The organism is Pseudescherichia sp., from assembly GCF_031998825.1.
Taxonomy (GTDB): domain Bacteria; phylum Pseudomonadota; class Gammaproteobacteria; order Enterobacterales; family Enterobacteriaceae; genus Pseudescherichia.
The window spans coordinates 12981-31820 of record NZ_DAMACX010000037.1 but is presented as its reverse complement, the minus strand read 5'-3'; the positions used below and the strand labels follow the sequence as shown (position 1 = coordinate 31820).

The window sequence follows — 18840 nt, the reverse complement described above, 5'->3', positions numbered from 1 at the left end:
TCTCCGTTACACCTTTTCCACGTTCACGAGGAACGCCTTGAACTCCGGCGTCTGCGTGTTCGCATCACCAACAACCGGCGTCAGCGTATTGGCAATAAAGCCCTTCTTCGCCACGCCTTCATAACCCCAGTGGATAGGTATCCCGATGGTGTCGACTTCCTGGCCGTGCACGTTCAGGGTGCGGATACGCTTGGTCACCACCGCTTTGGCCTTGATATAGCCGCGGTTGGAGGAGACCTTCACCGTATCGCCCTGGACAATGCCCAGCTTGCCTGCCAGCTTCTCGCCGATCTCTACAAACTGCTCCGGCTGCGCAATCGAGTTCAACAGCGCGTGCTTGGTCCAGTAGTGGAAGTGCTCGGTCAGGCGGTAAGTAGTCCCTACGTACGGGAACTTATCCGCTTTACCCATCGCGTCCATATCATCTTTGAACACGCGGGCTGCCGGGTTAGAGATCACCTTCGGATGCAGCGGGTTGGTACCCAGCGGCGTCTCAAACGGCTCGTAGTGCTCCGGGAACGGCCCTTCCGCCATCTTATCGATGGCGAACAGACGTCCGACGCCCTCCTGCAGCATGATAAACGGCCCAACGTTGCTGCCCGGAGGCGCGGTGTTGTAGTCCGGAATATCCGCGCCTACCCATTTACCATTGGCATAAGAGAGCAGCTGGCGTTTTGGATCCCACGGTTTACCCTGCGGGTCCGCCGAGGCACGGTTATAGAGAATGCGGCGGTTCAACGGCCACGACCATGCCCAGCCGAGGGTATTTCCCAGCCCTGACGGATCGGCGTTGTCACGGCGCGCCATCTGGTTACCGTCCGGCGTCCAGCTACCGGCAAAGATCCAGCAGCCGCTGGAGGTGGTACCGTCGTCGCGCAGATGGGCAAAGGAGGAGAGCTGATCGCCTTTCTTCGCCAGCACCTTGCCGCTCACCGGGTCAATGATATCTTCCAGCGCTTTGCCGTTGCTCTCCATCGCCACTTCCTGCGGAGAAGGGTTCTCCGGCGTGGTGTAGTTCCAGGACATGTTCAGAACCTGTTCCGGATTCGCACCGCCCTCGGCCGCATACATCTTACGCAGGCGCAGGAAGATACCTGCCAGAATCTCACCGTCGTTCAGCGCTTCGCCCGGGGCGTCCTGACCTTTCCAGTGCCACTGCAACCAGCGGCCGGAGTTGACGATGGAGCCGTCCTCTTCCGCGAAGCAGGTGGATGGCAGACGGAACACCTCGGTCTGGATTTTCGATGAGTCGACGTCGTTCTGCTCGCCGTGGTTCTGCCAGAAGGTCGAGGTCTCGGTATTGAGCGGATCGATAGTGACCAGGAACTTCAGCTTCGACAGCGACGAGACAACCTTGTTTTTATTCGGGAACGATGCCACCGGGTTGAAGCCCTGGCAGATGTAGCCCGTCACCTCGTTTTTCGCCATCATGTCGAAATACTGCAGGACGTCGTAGCCTTTATCCCACTTCGGCAGCCAGTCAAAGCCCCAGCTGTTCTCCGCCGTTGCCTTATCGCCATAGAAGGCTTTCATCAGCGAGACGTAGAATTTCGGGTAGTTGCTCCAGTAGTTAACCTGGCCTTCCAGCAGCGGCTTGGTGGTGTTGCCCGCGAGGTAGGTCGCCAGATCGCTCTGCTTATCGTTCGGCAGCGTCATGTAGCCCGGCAGACTTTGGGTCAGCAGACCAAGGTCGGTCAGACCCTGAATGTTGGAGTGGCCGCGCAGGGCGTTAACGCCGCCGCCTGCCATCCCCATATTGCCGAGCAGCAGCTGGATCATCGCCATGGTACGAATGTTCTGCGCACCCACCGAGTGCTGCGTCCAGCCGAGCGCGTAGAGGAACGACGCGGTCTTGTCATGGGCGCTGGTTTCGGCGATGTACTCGCAGACCTTCAGGAAGTCAGCTTTTGGCGTACCGCAGATGTTCTCTACAACCTCAGGCGTATAGCGAGCCAGATGCTTTTTCAGCAGGTTCCATACGCAACGAGGATGCGTCAACGTCATGTCGCGTTTCGCATAGCCGTTTTCATCCAGCTCATAGTTCCAGCTGGCTTTATCATACTTGCGCTTATCCGGGTCATAGCCGGTAAACAGACCGTCATCAAAGCCGAAATCTTCCCGCACGATCAGGCTGGCGTTGGTATAGGCTTCGGTATATTCGCGGTTATATTTTTCGTTGTTCAGCAGGTACAGCATGACGCCTGACAGGAAGGCGATGTCAGTACCGGAACGAATAGGCGCATAGAAATCCGCGACCGAGGCGGTTCGCGTAAAGCGTGGATCGACGACAATCAGCTTCGCGCCATTGTGGATCTTGGCTTCCATCGCCCAGCGGAAACCCACCGGATGCGCTTCTGCCGCGTTCCCACCCATCACCACGATGAGGTTGGCGTTCTTCATGTCGACCCAGTGGTTGGTCATCGCACCGCGACCAAATGTTGGAGCAAGACTTGCTACCGTTGGTCCGTGTCAGACACGCGCCTGGTTGTCGACGGCTAACATGCCGAGTGCGCGGGTAAATTTCTGGGATAAATAGCCGGTTTCATTGCTGGCCGCAGAGGCGCACAGCATACCGGTAGAGAGCCAGCGGTTTACGGTCACGCCCTGCTCGTTCTGCGCGATATAGTTTGCGTCGCGGTCCTCTTTCATCAGTTTGGCGATGCGATCGAACGCTTCATCCCAACTGATACGCTGCCACTTATCAGAACCTGGCGCGCGGTATTCCGGATATTTCAGGCGGCTTTCAGAGTGGATAAAGTCCACCAGTCCGGCCCCTTTTGGACACAATGCACCGCGGTTCACCGGATGATCCGGATCCCCTTCAATATGGAAGATGGATGATTTGGCATTTTTTGCACCGTCGCCAAGGCTATACATCAATAGCCCGCAGCCAACGGAGCAGTACGTACAGGTGTTACGTGTTTCGCGGGTGCGCAGCAGCTTATACTGCCGTGTTTCCGCCAGCGCAACGCTGGGTGCAAAGCCCAGTGCGGCTGCCGTTGTACCTGCCATACCGCCAGCACAGATCTTAAAGAACTGTCTTCTGCTGACCTGCATGGGGTCGCTCCTTACTTTTTTTATTTATTTTCGACATTGTCTCGAATGGTGATCTCGAGTCTTTACGCTTTGCGGTCATCGCCGTAAAGGTTCAGAATAGAATGGTCCTCCTCGCGCAGGAGGAATTGCCGCCAGAATACCACAATGTCACCAGGCCTGTTCCCATTCAGTTAACAAAAAGTGAACAATAAAATGCCCTCTACCACCAAAAAGTCGACCGAGATCACAGGGTGCCGTCAGGTCACGCTCTGGAAACGTGATGATTTACAGCATCCTCAGCCGGACAGCCTGGCCGAAGAGGTGCCTGTCGCGCTGGTCTACAACGGGATTTCACACGTGGTGATGATGGCCTCGCCGAAGGATCTTGAGTGGTTCGCCATTGGATTCTCTCTCTCCGAGGGCATTATTGACACGCCTGCGGAGATCTACGGGATGGAGGTTGTGCCCTCCTGTAATGGCCTGGAGGTACAGATTGAACTCTCCAGCCGCCGCTTTATGGGGCTAAAAGAGCGCCGCCGGGCGCTGGCGGGCCGTACCGGCTGCGGCGTATGCGGCGTCGAGCAGCTTAACGATATCGGCAAACCGGTGACGCCGCTGCCTTTTACCCAGACGTTCGATCTGGCGAATCTGGATGCGGCGCTTCGCCAACTGAGCCGCGTCCAGCCGGTTGGCCAGCTCACCGGCTGTACCCACGCCGCCGCGTGGATCGCGCCCGAAGGCGAGCTGATTGGCGGGCATGAGGATGTTGGCAGACACGTGGCGCTGGATAAGCTGCTGGGCCATCGCGCCCGGGAAGGGGCTGGCTGGCAGCAGGGCGCGGCGCTGGTCTCCAGCCGGGCGAGCTATGAGATGGTGCAGAAGTCCGCCATGTGCGGCGTGGAAATTCTGTTTGCGGTCTCGGCGGCAACGACGCTGGCGGTGGAGGTTGCCGAGCGCTGTAACCTGACGCTGGTGGGCTTTTGCAAGCCGGGCAGGGCCACGATCTATACCCACCCTCAGCGTTTAGTGAGTGCATAATATTTATTCAAAAATTTTGAACGTAGTCAGCAAATCCCTTTACTTTTAGTTGGTGATTAACCGGTCTATTATTTATCACATCAAGGCGACACGCCTTATAAAAACAACTTAATTAAAGGGTAACCATCATGAAAAACATCAAAACTTTTGTTGCAGTTATCGCTCTTTCCGCTTCCTTCGGTTCTTTTGCTGCCCAGTCCGTGTCTGTAACTGACACCACGCTCTCCGGTGCGGAAGCGAAAATCGCCGCTCAGGCCGAGCAGGCTGGCGCATCATCCTACAAAATTACCCAGGCTTACTCAGGTAACTATGTACACATGACTGCTGAGCTGACTAAATAACATCTTCATCGTTGAAAGAGCGCCTACGGGCGCTTTTTTTTATGCTATTCCCGCCAGCCGTAGCAGCGCAGTCACTACCGCCGCCGCCACGATCACCACAATTAACGGCATTTTTCGCCAGGCCAAAAATACGGCAAAAGCGACGCCGATCACCCGCGCCATACCGGCAAAATGATCCCCTTCATAAAAGGTCGTTGCCAGCGCCACGGAGAACAGCAGCACGGTGGCGGCATCAGAAAGCAGCGCCTGTGAACGCTCAGAGAGGGCCAGGCGGCTACCGAGTTTGGCTCCACCGAGGCGCATCAAATAGGTCCCTGCCGATAACAGAACGATGCCGAGAATAAATACCGTCATGTTTTCCACTATTTTTTCCTTGCGGCCAGGCCGAGCAGAGAGAGCAGGACCGGTAAACCGACCGGTGCAAAGGGGACGGCGGCAAGGGATAACGCTGCGCCGCTACAGGCGCGAACAAGCGTGGTGCGATTTTTAAAAGCAGGCACCACCAATGCGAGCAAAATAGCCGGGAAGACCGCATCCAGACCGATGGTCTCCGGGTCGGGCAGCAGTTTCCCCACCATGGCACCCAGCAGCGCGCCGAGCGGCCAGATAATCGCTACCCCCAGCCCGCACAGCCAGTAGGCCGCCTTACGCTGTTCAGGCGTCTTCTGCGACAGGCCAAACACCACGCTTTCGTCATTCATGATGTGGCAGCCGAGCAGGCTGGCGCCGCGCTTGCCGACCAGGTCACGCACCGTCACGCCAAACGGTACATGGCGAGCGTTCACCAGCAGTCCAGCGGCGGCGGCGGCCAGCGGATTACCGCCGCTGGCAACGATGCCGATAAACATAAACTCAGACGCGCCCGCCAGCACGGTGATAGAGAGCACAAAAGGAACCCAGAGTGGGAAGCCGTAGGCCATTGCCAGCGAGCCGTAGGACATGCCGACGATACCCACGGCCAGGCAGACCAGAACGATCGCCTTTATCGTGTCGCCTTTCAGGCAGGAGAGATGATGTTTCATACTATTTTAGCCGTATTGGTTTAGCCATATCGAACGAATATCCATTATAATGAACGCATCAAAATCGTTTTACAAGATGAACGATTCGTTCGATTTATAGAGAAAGGGCCGTTATATGACGCAGCCAATTAGCGTGATCGCTAAAAGTTTAGTGCGAGAGCGCCTGCGAACCGGACTTTCACTGGCGGAAATAGCCCGCCGGGCCGGGATCGCCAAATCAACGCTCTCCCAGCTGGAGTCAGGCAACGGCAACCCCAGCCTGGAGACGCTCTGGTCGCTGTGCGTAGCGCTGGACATTCCTTTCGCCCGTCTGTTGGAGCCGCAGCAGCCCGCTACGCAGGTGATCCGTCGGGGAGAGGGAACGAAGGTGATTGCCGGACAGGCTAACTATGAGGCCATTTTACTGGCCGCCTGTCCACCGGGGGCGCGGCGTGATATCTATCTACTGCTGACCCAGCCGGGTGCAGACCGTATCTCCCAACCTCATCCGCCGGGATCGGTAGAGCACATCATTGTGACCCAGGGTCGGGCAATCGTGGGGCTGACCGACGCGCCGGAGGAGCTGGGGGAAGGGGATTACATCTGCTATCCCGCCGATCGGCCGCATATCTTTAAAGCGCTTGAGTCGGATACGCATGCGCTTCTGATTGCGGAACAAAATTAAACAGCAAGACACGGAAAAACATGTCGCTTAAAGCCATTGCCAAAGAACTGGGGCTGTCCGTTACCACCGTTAGCCGTGCGCTCAACGGATATGATGATGTCTCCAAAGAGACGCGCGCCCGGGTTGAGGCGGAAGCACAGCGCCGTGGCTACCGTCCGAATACCTTTGCCCGCCGTCTGAAGATGGGCAAAATCGACGCCGTTGGGCTGGTTTTTCCGGTGCATCCTGTGCCGCTCAATAACAGCGTATTTATGGAGATGGTTGGCGAAATTAGCCACGAACTTGCGCGACATGAGATTGATTTACTGCTCATTGCCGACGACGATCTGGCCGATAAGCACAGCTATATGCGTATGGTACAGAGCCGCCGCGTGGATGCGCTAATCGTCGCCCACACGCTCGATCACGATCCGCGTCTTGAGCAGCTTCAGGCTATCGGTTTCCCTTTCCTTGCGCTGGGCCGCAGTCAGCTGCCGCAGCCCTATGCATGGTTTGACTTCGACAACTACGCCGGAATGTATCACGCCACGCGTTGGCTGATTGACAAAGGCCATCAGCGTATTGCCCTACTGGGCGAAAGTAATTCGCAGGCTTTTATCACCCAACGCCGCCAGGGCTACCTTGATGCTTTAGCCGAGGCGGGGCTGTCCAGCGAATGGCTGCGCACTATGCCGCCTTCACGGCGCGCGGGCTATACCACGACGCAGGATCTGCTTGCGCTGGCATCGCCTCCAACGGCCATCCTGACCGACTGCAACACCCACGGCGACGGCGTGGCGATGGCCCTTTCCCAGCTTGGTCGGTTAAGCGGTGATAACGCCGTTTCGCTGGTGGTTTATGACGGTCTGCCGCAGGACAGCATCGTGGATATCGACGTGGCGGCGGTGATCCAGGCCACTCGTCAGGGCGTCGGCAAACAGATCGCTGATATGGTGCTGCGGTTAATTAACGGTGAGGATATCGCTCAGCTTCAAGTGCTATGGCAGCCTGAGTTCTCTCCCGGCCAAACGGCGTAAATCTGTCGAAATTCTAAACCCGATCACAAATCCGAAACGTTTTGGTTTGTATCCGAAACGTTTCGGATCAACACTCAAGACATCCCGACGACAGGAGATGTCTGATGCACGATTCGATTTTACGACTGGAAAGCAAGACGGTAGACGTGGTGTTAAAAACTCATCCGTTTGCCGAAATTCTCTACTGGGGGCCACACCTTTGTCACTTTTCGCCGCAGGATGCAGAGAGTTTATCCCGGCCGGTAGCCAACGGCAGGCTGGACGTTGACTCCCCGGTGACGCTGACGGCCGAGCTGGGCCAGGGGCTGTTTGGTTCGCCGGGCATTGAAGGTCATCGCGGCGGTATGGATAGCTCCCCGCTCTTCAAAACCGTTGGCGTTACGCAGCAGGGGCAATCCCTCACCGTGACTGCGGAAGATGAGCATGCCGGTCTGCGTCTGACCAGTGAGATTGCGCTCGACGACAGCGGCGTTCTGGTGGTACGCCATGGTTTAACCAATCTTCGTGCACAGGCGTGGCAGGTTGATCGTCTTGCCGTCACGCTGCCGATTGCCGAACGCGCCGGGGAGGTGATGGCCTTTCACGGGCGCTGGATCCGTGAATTTCAGCCGCACCGCGTTAAGCTCGCACATGACAGCTTCGTGATTGAAAACCGTCGCGGGCGCACCTCCCATGAACACTTCCCGGCGCTGATTAGCGGTACCCCGGCGTTCAGCGAAATGCACGGTGACGTGTGGGGCGTGCATTTGGGCTGGAGCGGCAACCATCGCCTGCGGGCCGAGGCCAAAACCGACGGTCGCCGCTATCTGCAGGCTGAAGCGCTCTATCTGCCGGGAGAGATGGCTATCGCCGAGGGGGAAACCCACTGGACGCCACGCCTCTACGCCAGCTACTCCGCAAACGGTCTGAACGGCATGAGCCAGCAGTTCCACCGCTACCTGCGGGATAATATTATCCGTTTCCCGGAAAACAAGCCGCGCCCGGTACATCTCAATACCTGGGAAGGGATCTACTTCGACCACGATCCGCAATACATCATGCGAATGGCGGACGAAGCGGCAGCCCTGGGCGTAGAGCGCTTTATTATTGACGACGGCTGGTTTAAAGGGCGCAACGACGATCACGCTGCGCTGGGCGACTGGTATCTCGACGAGAAGAAATACCCCAACGGTCTGATGCCGGTGATTAACCACGTTAAAAATCTCGGCATGGAGTTTGGTATCTGGGTAGAGCCGGAGATGATCAACCCGAACTCCGATCTCTATCGGGCCCACCCTGACTGGGTGCTGGCGATGCCGGGCTATGCGCAGCCCACTGGCCGCCATCAGTATGTGCTTAACCTGAATATTCCAGAAGCGTTTGAGTATCTGCTTGAACGTATGAGCTGGCTGCTGGGTGAGCATCCGGTGGACTATGTGAAGTGGGACATGAACCGGGAGCTGGTGCAGCCGGGGCACAACGGCAAGGCCGCCGCCGATGCCCAAACCCGCCAGTTCTATCGTCTGTTAGATATGCTGGGCGAACGCTTCCCGCAGGTCGAGTTTGAATCCTGCTCCTCGGGCGGGGGACGTATCGACTATGAAGTGCTGACCCGCTGCCACCGCTTCTGGGCATCTGACAACAACGACGCGCTGGAGCGCAATACTATTCAGCGCGGGATGAGCTACTTCTTCCCGCCAGAGGTGATGGGCGCGCATATCGGTCATCATAAATGCCACGCCACGTTCCGCCAGCACAGCATTGCGTTTCGCGGGCTGACGGCGCTCTTTGGTCATATGGGGCTGGAGCTGGATCCGCTCAGCGTCGACGAACAGGAGCGTGAAGGCTACCGGCACTATGCCGCGCTGCACAAACGGTGGCGCGAGGTGATCCACACGGGTACCCAGTGGCGTGTGGATATGCCGGATGCCACTACGCTGGCGCAGGGCGTGGTGAGCCAGGATCGAGGCCAGGGCCTGTTTATCGTCAGCCAGCTGGCGATGCCGGATTATACCCTGATGATGCCGCTGCGCATGCCGGGGCTGGAGGCGGGCGCGCGATACCGTATCACGCTGCTCGATCATCCCAACATTCGCTTAACCGGCGAGGGCGGACACACCATGCGCAAGTTACCCGCGTGGATGGAAGCCCCGCAGACGGTAAGCGGTGAGTGGTTGATGCAGGCGGGAATTGCACTGCCAATTCTGGATCCGGAAAGCGCCATCCTGGTTGGTGTAGAACGGGTGTAATCGCGAGGGCCGGGGAGCCGGCCCACAGCTGAGGATAATAATAATGAGCACAACTGCCTGTACCCACAAAGATAACCCTAACTTCTGGATCTTCGGACTCTTTTTCTTTTTCTACTTCTTCATTATGGCCACCTGCTTTCCGTTCCTGCCGATCTGGCTGTCGGATATCATCGGCCTGAATAAAACCCATACGGGGATCGTCTTCTCCTGCATCTCGCTTTCCGCCATCGCCTTTCAGCCCGTGCTGGGGGTGATTTCGGACAAGCTGGGGCTGAAAAAACACATGCTGTGGATCATCTCGGTGCTGCTGTTTCTGTTTGCGCCGTTTTTCCTCTATGTTTTCGCTCCCCTGTTGAGAACTAATATCTGGCTGGGGGCATTAAGCGGCGGCCTGTACATCGGCTTTGTTTTCTCGGCGGGATCGGGGGCCATCGAAGCCTATGTTGAGCGCGTAAGCCGCAACAGCGACTTCGAATACGGCAAGGCGCGCATGTTTGGCTGCCTGGGCTGGGGGTTATGCGCCTCTACGGGTGGGATCCTGTTCGGTATCGACCCGTCATATGTGTTCTGGATGGGCTCGGCGGCGGCCCTGCTGCTGATGCTGCTGCTGATTATCGCCAAACCGAAACCCAACCAGACGGCAGAGGTGATGAACGCGCTCGGTGCCAACCAGCCGCAAATCACGGCGAAGACGGTATTTAACCTGTTCCGCCAGCGCAAAATGTGGCTGTTTATTCTCTATGTGGTTGGTGTTGCCTGCGTCTATGACGTGTTCGACCAGCAGTTTGCCACCTTCTTCAAATCCTTCTTCGCCACGCCGCAGGAGGGCACCCGCGCCTTTGGTTTTGCCACCACGGCCGGGGAGATCTGCAACGCCATCATCATGTTCTGCTCGCCGTGGATCATTAACCGCATCGGCGCGAAAAATACGCTGCTGATTGCCGGGCTGATTATGGCGACGCGCATTATTGGCTCGTCGTTCGCCACCACGGTGGTAGAGGTTGTGGCTCTGAAGATGCTGCATGCGCTGGAGGTGCCGTTCCTGCTGGTGGGAGCCTTCAAGTACATTACCGGTGTATTTGATACCCGGTTGTCAGCCACCATCTACCTGATTGGCTTCCAGTTTGCTAAGCAGTCGGCGGCGATATTCCTCTCTGCTTTTGCCGGGAATATGTATGACCGGATCGGCTTCCAGGATACTTATCTGATGCTGGGCTGCTTTGTACTGGCGATTACGTTGGTGTCAGCGTTTACGCTCAGCGGCAGGCAGCAGACGGCCGGTATTACCCCAGGCAGAGCACCTCTTTCAGCTCGACGCTAATCGGGCTGTTACCCAAAAACGACGAAACCCACCAGAGGTGGGTTTCATACATCGCTTTGCCTATGGTGTACGCAACCAGAACCTATTAAAGGGGAAGTAGACAGTACAGGCTGTTAATTGTGGATACTAAAGGGTGCATTTATCGCCGTCAACGTCTTCTGCACCTATGTGGTATGCTTCAGCACATCGCTAACGGAGCAAGCATAAATGCCGCAAGCTGCTAATTATTCCCCAATTATATCGTTAATCTCATCGGTAAGGCTTGGAAGTTATCGTATAACGTTTCGCAGTGTCGATGAATGCGAACTTTATGGTATTTATATATGGTCCCAGCATGCGGCGGCATCTATTTATCCGCTCTTGCAGAATCTGGAAATATCATTAAGAAATGCTATAGATAAAGAAGCCAGGGCACGATTTGGGGAGCGATGGTGGGAGAGAATACAAAGCACCAGAGACCGAGGTGATTGTCATTTTCACAAGAATATTGAGAAAGCCAAAGATTGCTTAACACGTGAATGGCTTAAAAAAGAGAGGCGGCGCAGGCGCGGTACTCGTGTGGAACACCTGCAAGTTCCGGTGTGGACACACGATCAAATCATTGCGGCAACTGATTTTAGTACCTGGCACCATGTGTTAAACAATGAATATAGCTCCCCAGTCCCAGCTGAAAACCAACGTTATTTATGGCCCAAATCATTAGGTAAAGTTTTTATAAATTATGCAAAAATCAATCCCAATCAGCAAAGGGTTAGAAAAAATTTAACCGATCTTATTTTTGAACTGAGAGAGTACAGGAATCGGATTTCTCATCATGAGCCTCTATGGGTTAAATCACCTAACGTGAATAATGCAAGAGCCGCAATCGATACTATCAGAGAGAAGATAAATAAAATCGAACTTGTTATCGAAGCTCTTGATATTAATCTTCTGAATATAATGAGAAAAGTTGGTTTATTTGACAATGCAAGACGGGTTTGTTCGCTCGATGAGTTAGCTATTTATCGTTATACAAAGCCGTTCTGTTCTATGACTCCCGAACAAATGCATGTTATAGAAACGCATTGTTGGCAGGCGAAACAAAAAAATGAAACCATAATTTGGAGGAATAATAATACAGTGTATGGGTTACGAACTATACGCTAAAGCCAGGCGACATAGGATAATGTCACCTGGCAACCTATCACTCCAGATAGAACACCTCTTTCAGCTCGGCGCTGATCGGGCTGTTATCGGCGTTAGCTGGCATTACATCGCGCATATGCTTCCACCAGCGCTGGCAGACGTCGGTATTAGCAACTGCGCTCCAGCGCTCTTCGGACTCGATCTCTACGGTAGCAAACAGCAGATTACGTGCCTTATCGAGGTAGATAGCGTAGTGATGTGCGCCGTGATCTTTCAGCACCGCCTCCAGCTCGGGCCAGATGGGAGTATGGCGGCGCTCATACTCCTCGTGGGCGTTAGCGTTAACCTGCATCACAAAGGCCTTACGGATCATAACGCCTCCAGGTAGAGTTCACGCACCTCGTCGCGGCTGGCGGTACGCGGGTTGCAGGGGGCACACGGATCGGCCAGCGCCTTATCCAGCCAGCCTTCAATATCCTCTTTCGTCACGCCAAGCTGGCTGAAGCCGGAGGGTATCCCGACGCGGGCGCTAAGATCACGAATCGCCTGGATGGCCGTCATGCTTGCCGCCTCGTCGCTCATGCCGCGGGTATCGACCCCCATCGCCTGGGCGACGCGGGCAAAGCGCGCCACCGCATGTGGGCGGTTAAAGTTTTCGATAATCGGCAGCAGGATCGCGTTGCAGACGCCATGAGGCAGGTTATGCGTCGCTCCCGGCTGATGCGCCAGGGCGTGCACCAGGCCCAGCCCGGCGCTGTTAAACGCCATCCCCGCCAGATACTGGCCAAAGGCCATCTGCTCCCGTGCTTCGATATTTTGTCCGTCATCGACCGCCTTCGGCAGCCAGAGGTTGATCAGACGGATTGCCTCCAGCGCGTTGGCATCCGTCAGCGGATGTGCGCCGACAGAGATAAACGCCTCTATCGCATGGGTCAGGGCATCCATACCGGTGGCGGCAGTGACCGCTGCCGGGATCGCCAGCATCACGCTGGCATCGTCCACGGCGATATCCGGAATGATGTTGGAGTCGATAATGACCTCTTTTACCTGACGCGCCGAGTCGATGATCACCGCGTTGCTGGTCATCTCTGCCGCCGTACCGGCGGTGGTATTGATGGCGACCAGCGGCACGCCAGCGTTAACGACTTTACCGACGCCGGAGTAGGCGGTTGAGGGGCCAGGGTTGGCAGTAAGGATTTTTATCGCTTTCGCAGTATCAATCGGACTGCCGCCGCCGAAGGCGATGATGTAATCGCACTGCGCCGATTGGTAGGCCGCGTAGCCCTCCTGCACCAGCGCCTCGGTGGGATTAGGGAAGACGCTATCAAACAGATGGTATGGCATCTGGTGCGCATCCAGGGCGGCAAACAGGCTGTCGAGCAGGCCCAGCTTAACCAGCTGACCGTCGGTGACAATCAGCGCCTTGCCCCACTGCTTGTCTGCTACCAGATTAACCATATCGCCAATTGCGCCTGTGCCATGCAGGCTGATTTTAGGCAGTGCCAACATAAAGCTCATGATAGATCTCCGTTAATTACTGTGATTTTTTAAATTCGTCTTCGCTGCAAAATCCGGCGGGTGATGATCGGCAGGGAGATGACCACAATCAGCATCGCGCCGATGATGATCGACATCACGATGCCCGGCACGTTGAGCAGGCTCAGGCCAAAGGTCACCAGCCCCATCAGGAAGGCGGCGATAATCACGCCCACCATGCTGCCGGAGCCGCCGAGAATATTGACTCCGCCCAGCACCGCCATAGTGACCACCGCCAGCTCCCAGCCGGTAGCGATGGTGGGACGGGTGCTGCCGAGGCGCGAGGTGAGCAGCACCGAGGCCAGCCCGGCCATCAGCCCCACGAGAGCAAAGAGCAGCAGGTTGTGGCGCTTAACGTTGATGCCGGAGTACCACGCCCCGGTGGGGTTATTGCCGATGGCGTAGGTGCGGCGGCCAAAGTTAGTGCGGTGCAGCACGAATGCGAAGATGCCCGCCAGCACGATAAAGAGCGCAAACTCAAACGACAGCGCTCCCCAGACGTAGCCCTGACCGAACCAGGCAAAGCTTTCGGGATAGTCGTTCAATGCCTTATCGCCGAGCAGAATGTAAGTAATGCCGCGATAGAGGCTCATAGTGCCGATGGTGATGACGATGGAGGAGAGGTTAAACCGCGTCACCAGCAGGCCGTTGAACAGCCCGCACAGCAGGCCCACGCCTAGCCCCACAATCACCAGCAGCGGCGTATCGACTCCCGCCTGGGCACAAAAACCCATAACGGTAGAGCTGAGGGCAATGGTGGAGGCCACCGACAGGTCAATCTCCCGGGCGATGATCAGCATCGCCATCGGCAGCACGATGATCGCCTTCTCGGTAAAGTTAAAGGTGGCGTCGGAGAGGTTCCAGATATCAAGGAAGTAGGGCGACGCGAAGGCGTTAATTAAAAACACCAGCAGCGTGACGGCGAGTAAAAAGCCTTCCCAGCACAGGAGCCGTTTCAGCAGCGGCAGCGTTGCGGGGGTGTTGCCCACCCCGTCAGTAGTTAACATTTTGCTCATGATTTCACCGCCTGTTTCTGTCGGGCCAGCGCTGCGTCACGCAGGATCAGACGTCCCTTGCGTTTATTGCCGCGCTCGTTAAGCAGAACCGCTATTACAATCACCGTGCCGGAGATGGCCATCTGCCAGAAGGGCGAGATACCGATCACCGGCAGCGCGTTGTTGATGACGCCGAGGAACAGCGCGCCAAACAAACAGCCGAGCACGCGGCCCGTGCCGCCCATGGTACTGACCCCGCCGATCACGCAGGCGGCCACCACCTGTAATTCAAAGCCATTGGCGACATCGACATAGGCCACGGCGAAGCGGGAGATCCACAGGTAGCCGCAGAACCCGGCCAGCGCCCCCGAGAGGCAGAAGCTGACGAACTGCATTTTTCCGGCGTTAATGCCGGTGTAGTACGCCGCCGTGGCGTTGCCGCCCGCGGTATAGAGCGCCCGCCCGGTGCGGCTGTAGCGCAGGAAGTAGCCCACCAGCAGCAGCCCGGCGATGGCGCACCAGCTCAGCAGCGGCAGCCCCAGCACGCTGGTACGCGGCAGAGCAAGGAAGTCACCGCTCATCTGGTGGGAGTTGATCCAGCCCCCGTCGGAGAGCAGAAAGATAATGCCGCGATAGATACTCATGGTGCCGAGGGTGACCACAATCGCTGGAATACCCATCTTCCACACCAGCAGGCCGTTGATCATGCCCATCACCAGTCCAAGGCCGGTCGCCAGAATCAGCAGCGCCCAGACCGGAATATCAGGATGGTGGAAGTTGAGCAGGGCGACGATCATGCCGGTCAGCGCCAGGTTGGCGGCCATCGACAGGTCGATGCCCTTGGTCAGCAGCACCATCATCTGGCCGAGGGCGAGAATAATCAGGATCGCGGTATCGTTAAAAATCTCCGCCAGGTTGCCGGGCGCGATAAACGACGGCACACGGCTGCCGATAGCCAGTACCATCAGGACGATCACCGCGGCCAGCAGCGCCTCGCGGTTTTTAAGCAGTTGTTGCCACATTATGCAGCCTCCTGTTTCGCACCGCTGGCGGCGCTGACGATGGTCTCCGCCGTGGCTTCGCCCGCCGCATATTCGGCCACCATCCGTCCCTCGTGCATCACCACAATCCGGTCGGCCATGCCCATCACCTCCGGCAGCTCCGAGGAGACCATGATCACCGCCAGCCCCTGGCCCACCAGCTCGGACATAAACTGGTGTACGGCGGCCTTCGAGCCGATATCAATGCCTTTGGTCGGCTCATCGAGAATGATGACGTCAGGGTGAGTAGCGAGCCATTTGCCGATCACCACCTTCTGCTGGTTGCCGCCGGAGAGCGTCTCTACCGGCTGTTTCCAGCTGAACGCTTTGACCTGAAGCCGTCGGGCATACTCATCGGCAAGCTGCCACTCCCGGTCGTCGTGCAGCACGCCGTTCGGGTTAAGCTTGCTGAGCTGCGGCAGGCTGATGTTCTGGGCGATGGGCAGGGCAATAATCGCCCCCTGCTTCTGCCGCTCCTCCGGCACGCAGACGATACCGGCCCGGATGGCGTCCGCAGGCTGGTGGAACTGCACCGCTTTGCCGTTAAGCACGATCTCGCCGGAAGAGGGACGCGATACGCCGGAGAGGGCCTGCATTAGCTCGGTGCGGCCTGCGCCGACCAGCCCGTAAAAGCCGAGGATCTCACCCTTGCGCAGGGTAAAGCTGATGTGGGCAAACTCGGTGGGGTGGCAGAGATCCTTCACCTCCAGCACCGTTTCGCCAGGATCGCAGGCGATCTTGGGGTAGGTCTGGGTAATGGCCCGGCCTACCATCATCGCCACCATCCGCTCTTCGCTGATCTCACTCATCGCCCCGGAGCCGACGTACACCCCGTCGCGTAGGATGGTGTAGTGATCCGCCAGCTCAAAAATCTCATCGAACTTATGGGAGATAAAGAGGATCGCTTTACCCTCCTGCTTCAGGCGCTCAACGATCTGGTAGAACTCCAGAATCTCATGCTGGGAGAGCGCGGCGGTGGGCTCGTCGAGGATCACCACCTGCGCATCAAAGGAGAGGGCGCGGGCGATGGCGACCATGTGACGCTGGGCGATGCTCAGGGTTTTCAGGGTCGCATGGGGATCGATCTGCACTTCGAGACGGGCGAGGATATCCCGCGCCTTCTGGTGCATGGCGGGCCAGTCGAGCTTTTTCAAAAAGCCCGTATAGAGGTACTGGCCGACAAAAATGTTCTCCGTCACCGACAGTTCATCAAACAGCACGGTCTCCTGATGGATCGCCGTGATGCCGACCCGATGGGCGGATTCCGGCGTGGGAAGTTGAATGGGGATCGCCTTATAGAGGATTTCACCCTCTTCAGGCTGATAGATGCCGGTCATCACCTTGACCAGCGTGGATTTGCCTGCGCCATTTTCACCAATCAGCGCGGTGACTTTGCCAGGCCAGAGGTCAAGCTGTACGTTCTCAAGGGCGCGCACGCCGGGGAACACCTTGGTGATCCCCTTGAGCTGAAGCAGTGGGGTCATGATAGTTCTCCATCACGGGGGGACTTTGTATGCCGGATGGCGCTACGCTTATCCGGCATACAATCCACATCAGAAAATCTTGGAAAACTTATCAATGTTGCTGGCATCGTAAACGAACGGCTCAGCCATCGCGCCGCTGCCGTCAGCATCCAGCTTCACCTTGCCAAGCTTGCCCATATTGGCTTCGGTTTTGGTCGCCGTGCCTTTCACCAGATCGTCAGCCAGATAGGTGGCGGCATAGCCCAGATCGATCGGGTTCCAGATAGCAAAGCTCTTGGTTGCGCCGGACTTCACCGCGCCTGCCATCTCAGACGGCAGGCCTAATCCGGTGACGTACACCTTGCCAATCTTGCCCTGATCCTTCACCGCCTGGGCGGCGGCCACGATGCCTACTGAGGAGGGAGAGACAATTACCTTCAGATCCGGGTAGGTTTTCAGCAGCCCGACCGCTTCGCGGTAGCTCTTATCGGAGAGATCATCGCCGTAGGCCACCGTCACCAGGTTGACAGAGGGGTACTTCGGCAGCACCTTTTTCATCTCTTCAATCCAGATGTTCTGGTTGGTCGAGGTTGGCGTCGCGCTGAGGATCGCCACGTCGCCCTTCTCCACGTTCAGCGCCTTCAGCGCCTCGGCGGCAAGCTTAACGTTGGTTTCACCAATCAGAGCGTTGTTTGACGGGTTGAGATGGATCTGGCGGCCCGCTTTGGCCACGCCGGAGTCCCACGAGACGACTTTAATCCCGCGCTGCATCGCTTTTTTCAGCACTGGCACAACGGCGTCCGGATCGTTCGCCGAGATGGCGATCGCATCCACGCCCTGGGCGATCAAACCGTTCAGCACTTCGATCTGCGCCTCTGCCGTGGTGGTGGTTGGGCCGGTATAAATGACTTTAACATCTCCTAACTCTTTGGCCGCCTCCTGGGCACCGACGTTCGCTGCCTCAAAAAAACCATTGCCGAGGGATTTTGCAACCAGGGCAATTTTGACTTCTGCTAATGCGGAACCGGACAACGCCAGAGCGGCAACGGTGAGGATCAAGCTTGTCTTTATTCTCATTGCTTTTACTCCACTGATATTGAGTTAGTTTGTAGGGCTTGCAGGTGTGGCTTCGCCCCGTCTCAATGAGCGGGGCGCGATGTTCTTATTTGTAAAGCTCGAGTGCGCTGGCCATCGGGGTGACGCCAAAGCGTTTGCCGAGGGCAATCAACTCCTCCTGAGTGATGGTCTGCTTCATGCCGCCCATCGAGTAGACCTTCACCAGCACCTCGGCAGACTTCTCGGCGGTGTCGATCAGGCCAAAGGCTTCGTCCAGCGTTGGACCGCTGCCGAAGACGCCGTGGAACGGCCACAGCACCAGCGAGTGGCGCGACATCTGTCCGGCGGTGGCCTGGCCGATCTCATCGGTGCCGGGGACCATCCATGGCAGAATGCCAACGCCGTCAGGAAACACAACCAGGCATTCGGTACTGCCTTCCCACAGTTTGCGGGTGATCACATCCCTATCGTTTTCCAACACATAGGTGAGGGCGATCAGGTTGGTGGCGTGGCAGTGCATAATCACCCGGTCTTTGCCGTCGGTGGCCTTGATGCGCTCGCAGTGGGAGAGGAAGTGCGCCGGCAGCTCGGAGGTGGGAACCGCTTCATCAGTCAGCCCCCAGAGAATGTGGTAGCCCGCGCCGTCGCTGTCGACCTTAACGATGCCTAAGTTAGCGACCGGGTCGAGCTGCACGTTGCGGAAGAATTTGCCGGAGCCGGTGACGATAAACGGCGTATTGGCCAGCAGCGGCATCGGCTGGCTCAGAGCGATATAGCGCGGGCTGGCGTGGAACTCGGCCTCAAACGGGGCGATATCCGCGTCGTCCAGGCGCAGGGTCAGGTTGCCGCCGTTGCGTTCGTCCCAGCCCTTCAGCCAGGCGTCAGAGGTGGCTTTGATCATCCCCTGAACGAACCATGAATTTTGTATGTTCTGCATAGTCTGTGTATTCCTTAAAAAT

17 protein-coding genes are annotated in these 18840 nt (G+C 57.1%); 7 read left to right on the top strand and 10 right to left on the bottom strand.

Translation table 11 applies throughout. The annotated features are described in order from the left end of the window. Positions 1 to 6: 6 nt before the first annotated feature. On the bottom strand, positions 7 to 3057 hold the full coding sequence (gene fdnG, locus RTP97_RS15975) for a formate dehydrogenase-N subunit alpha (RefSeq protein WP_312415393.1): 3051 nt from the start codon (positions 3055 to 3057) through the stop codon (positions 7 to 9). A 192-nt stretch (positions 3058 to 3249) separates the two neighbouring features. On the opposite strand from fdnG, the gene fdhD reads away from it, so the two are divergent. Together fdhD and RTP97_RS15965 are read left to right on the top strand one after the other, a co-directional pair. Continuing rightward, complete coding sequence (gene fdhD / locus RTP97_RS15970; RefSeq protein ID WP_312415392.1) at positions 3250 to 4074, top strand: formate dehydrogenase accessory sulfurtransferase FdhD; 825 nt, start codon at positions 3250 to 3252, stop codon at positions 4072 to 4074. Between the two features lie 128 nt (positions 4075 to 4202). Further along, positions 4203 to 4415: a DUF1471 domain-containing protein gene (locus RTP97_RS15965; protein ID WP_312415391.1), complete on the top strand. Its 213-nt coding sequence runs from the start codon at positions 4203 to 4205 to the stop codon at positions 4413 to 4415. Positions 4416 to 4454: 39 nt separating this feature from the next. On the opposite strand, the gene RTP97_RS15960 is transcribed toward RTP97_RS15965, so the two are convergent. Both RTP97_RS15960 and RTP97_RS15955 read right to left on the bottom strand, forming a co-directional pair. Then, a complete protein-coding gene (locus tag RTP97_RS15960; RefSeq protein ID WP_268106337.1) occupies positions 4455 to 4778 on the bottom strand; it encodes an AzlD domain-containing protein in 324 nt (107 codons plus the stop codon). Further along, the gene (locus RTP97_RS15955) at positions 4778 to 5437 is read right to left on the bottom strand and encodes an AzlC family ABC transporter permease (protein ID WP_312415389.1); all 660 of its coding nucleotides are present in this window, start codon (positions 5435 to 5437) and stop codon (positions 4778 to 4780) included. The genes RTP97_RS15960 and RTP97_RS15955 overlap by 1 nt, the downstream gene beginning before the upstream one ends. A 115-nt stretch (positions 5438 to 5552) precedes the next feature. Here RTP97_RS15955 and RTP97_RS15950 point away from each other — a divergent pair, with 115 nt between their 5' ends. The 5 genes from RTP97_RS15950 (at position 5553) to RTP97_RS15930 (ending at position 11812) form a co-directional block, all read left to right on the top strand. Then, positions 5553 to 6101, top strand: a complete 549-nt coding sequence (locus RTP97_RS15950) for an XRE family transcriptional regulator (RefSeq protein ID WP_312415388.1) — start codon at positions 5553 to 5555, stop codon at positions 6099 to 6101. 20 nt (positions 6102 to 6121) lie between these two features. Further along, a complete protein-coding gene (locus tag RTP97_RS15945; protein WP_312415386.1) occupies positions 6122 to 7117 on the top strand; it encodes a LacI family DNA-binding transcriptional regulator in 996 nt (331 codons plus the stop codon). A 104-nt stretch (positions 7118 to 7221) separates the two neighbouring features. After that, entirely contained in the window at positions 7222 to 9345 is a 2124-nt protein-coding gene (locus RTP97_RS15940; RefSeq protein WP_312415384.1) for an alpha-galactosidase, read from the top strand. Between the two features lie 43 nt (positions 9346 to 9388). Next, positions 9389 to 10666: an MFS transporter gene (locus RTP97_RS15935; RefSeq protein WP_312415381.1), complete on the top strand. Its 1278-nt coding sequence runs from the start codon at positions 9389 to 9391 to the stop codon at positions 10664 to 10666. A gap of 207 nt (positions 10667 to 10873) precedes the next feature. After that, complete coding sequence (locus tag RTP97_RS15930; protein WP_312415379.1) at positions 10874 to 11812, top strand: Abi family protein; 939 nt, start codon at positions 10874 to 10876, stop codon at positions 11810 to 11812. 37 nt (positions 11813 to 11849) lie between these two features. Here RTP97_RS15930 and rhaM read toward each other — a convergent pair whose 3' ends face one another. From rhaM to rhaD, 7 genes are all read right to left on the bottom strand, one after another. Then, the gene (gene rhaM, locus RTP97_RS15925; RefSeq protein ID WP_312415377.1) at positions 11850 to 12164 is read right to left on the bottom strand and encodes an L-rhamnose mutarotase; all 315 of its coding nucleotides are present in this window, start codon (positions 12162 to 12164) and stop codon (positions 11850 to 11852) included. Beyond that, complete coding sequence (fucO, locus tag RTP97_RS15920; RefSeq protein WP_312415375.1) at positions 12161 to 13309, bottom strand: lactaldehyde reductase; 1149 nt, start codon at positions 13307 to 13309, stop codon at positions 12161 to 12163. Before fucO ends, rhaM begins: the two co-directional genes overlap by 4 nt. Positions 13310 to 13338: 29 nt before the next feature. Continuing rightward, positions 13339 to 14343 (bottom strand): ABC transporter permease, encoded by a 1005-nt coding sequence (locus RTP97_RS15915; RefSeq protein ID WP_312415373.1) that lies wholly within the window; start codon positions 14341 to 14343, stop codon positions 13339 to 13341. Further along, positions 14340 to 15344, bottom strand: coding sequence for an ABC transporter permease (locus tag RTP97_RS15910; protein WP_312415371.1), 1005 nt, complete (start codon positions 15342 to 15344; stop codon positions 14340 to 14342). The genes RTP97_RS15915 and RTP97_RS15910 overlap by 4 nt, the downstream gene beginning before the upstream one ends. Next, on the bottom strand, positions 15344 to 16846 hold the full coding sequence (locus tag RTP97_RS15905; protein WP_312415369.1) for a sugar ABC transporter ATP-binding protein: 1503 nt from the start codon (positions 16844 to 16846) through the stop codon (positions 15344 to 15346). The genes RTP97_RS15910 and RTP97_RS15905 overlap by 1 nt, the downstream gene beginning before the upstream one ends. Positions 16847 to 16915: 69 nt before the next feature. Further along, positions 16916 to 17902, bottom strand: a complete 987-nt coding sequence (gene rhaS / locus RTP97_RS15900; RefSeq protein WP_312415366.1) for a rhamnose ABC transporter substrate-binding protein — start codon at positions 17900 to 17902, stop codon at positions 16916 to 16918. A gap of 85 nt (positions 17903 to 17987) precedes the next feature. After that, a complete protein-coding gene (rhaD, locus tag RTP97_RS15895) occupies positions 17988 to 18818 on the bottom strand; it encodes a rhamnulose-1-phosphate aldolase (RefSeq protein ID WP_312415364.1) in 831 nt (276 codons plus the stop codon). Between the last annotated feature and the right edge of the window lie 22 nt (positions 18819 to 18840).

Excerpts from the sequence above, each read along its gene's own strand:
- fdhD (WP_312415392.1), top strand. The coding sequence starts at position 3,250 with ATGCCCTCTACCACCAAAAAGTCGACCGAGATCACAGGGTGCCGTCAG.
- RTP97_RS15965 (WP_312415391.1), top strand. The coding sequence starts at position 4,203 with ATGAAAAACATCAAAACTTTTGTTGCAGTTATCGCTCTTTCCGCTTCC.
- RTP97_RS15955 (WP_312415389.1), bottom strand. The coding sequence starts at position 5,437 with ATGAAACATCATCTCTCCTGCCTGAAAGGCGACACGATAAAGGCGATC.
- RTP97_RS15950 (WP_312415388.1), top strand. The coding sequence starts at position 5,553 with ATGACGCAGCCAATTAGCGTGATCGCTAAAAGTTTAGTGCGAGAGCGC.
- RTP97_RS15945 (WP_312415386.1), top strand. The coding sequence starts at position 6,122 with ATGTCGCTTAAAGCCATTGCCAAAGAACTGGGGCTGTCCGTTACCACC.
- RTP97_RS15940 (WP_312415384.1), top strand. The coding sequence starts at position 7,222 with ATGCACGATTCGATTTTACGACTGGAAAGCAAGACGGTAGACGTGGTG.
- RTP97_RS15935 (WP_312415381.1), top strand. The coding sequence starts at position 9,389 with ATGAGCACAACTGCCTGTACCCACAAAGATAACCCTAACTTCTGGATC.
- RTP97_RS15930 (WP_312415379.1), top strand. The coding sequence starts at position 10,874 with ATGCCGCAAGCTGCTAATTATTCCCCAATTATATCGTTAATCTCATCG.
- rhaM (WP_312415377.1), bottom strand. The coding sequence starts at position 12,164 with ATGATCCGTAAGGCCTTTGTGATGCAGGTTAACGCTAACGCCCACGAG.
- fucO (WP_312415375.1), bottom strand. The coding sequence starts at position 13,309 with ATGAGCTTTATGTTGGCACTGCCTAAAATCAGCCTGCATGGCACAGGC.
- RTP97_RS15915 (WP_312415373.1), bottom strand. The coding sequence starts at position 14,343 with ATGAGCAAAATGTTAACTACTGACGGGGTGGGCAACACCCCCGCAACG.
- RTP97_RS15910 (WP_312415371.1), bottom strand. The coding sequence starts at position 15,344 with ATGTGGCAACAACTGCTTAAAAACCGCGAGGCGCTGCTGGCCGCGGTG.
- RTP97_RS15905 (WP_312415369.1), bottom strand. The coding sequence starts at position 16,846 with ATGACCCCACTGCTTCAGCTCAAGGGGATCACCAAGGTGTTCCCCGGC.
- rhaS (WP_312415366.1), bottom strand. The coding sequence starts at position 17,902 with ATGAGAATAAAGACAAGCTTGATCCTCACCGTTGCCGCTCTGGCGTTG.
- rhaD (WP_312415364.1), bottom strand. The coding sequence starts at position 18,818 with ATGCAGAACATACAAAATTCATGGTTCGTTCAGGGGATGATCAAAGCC.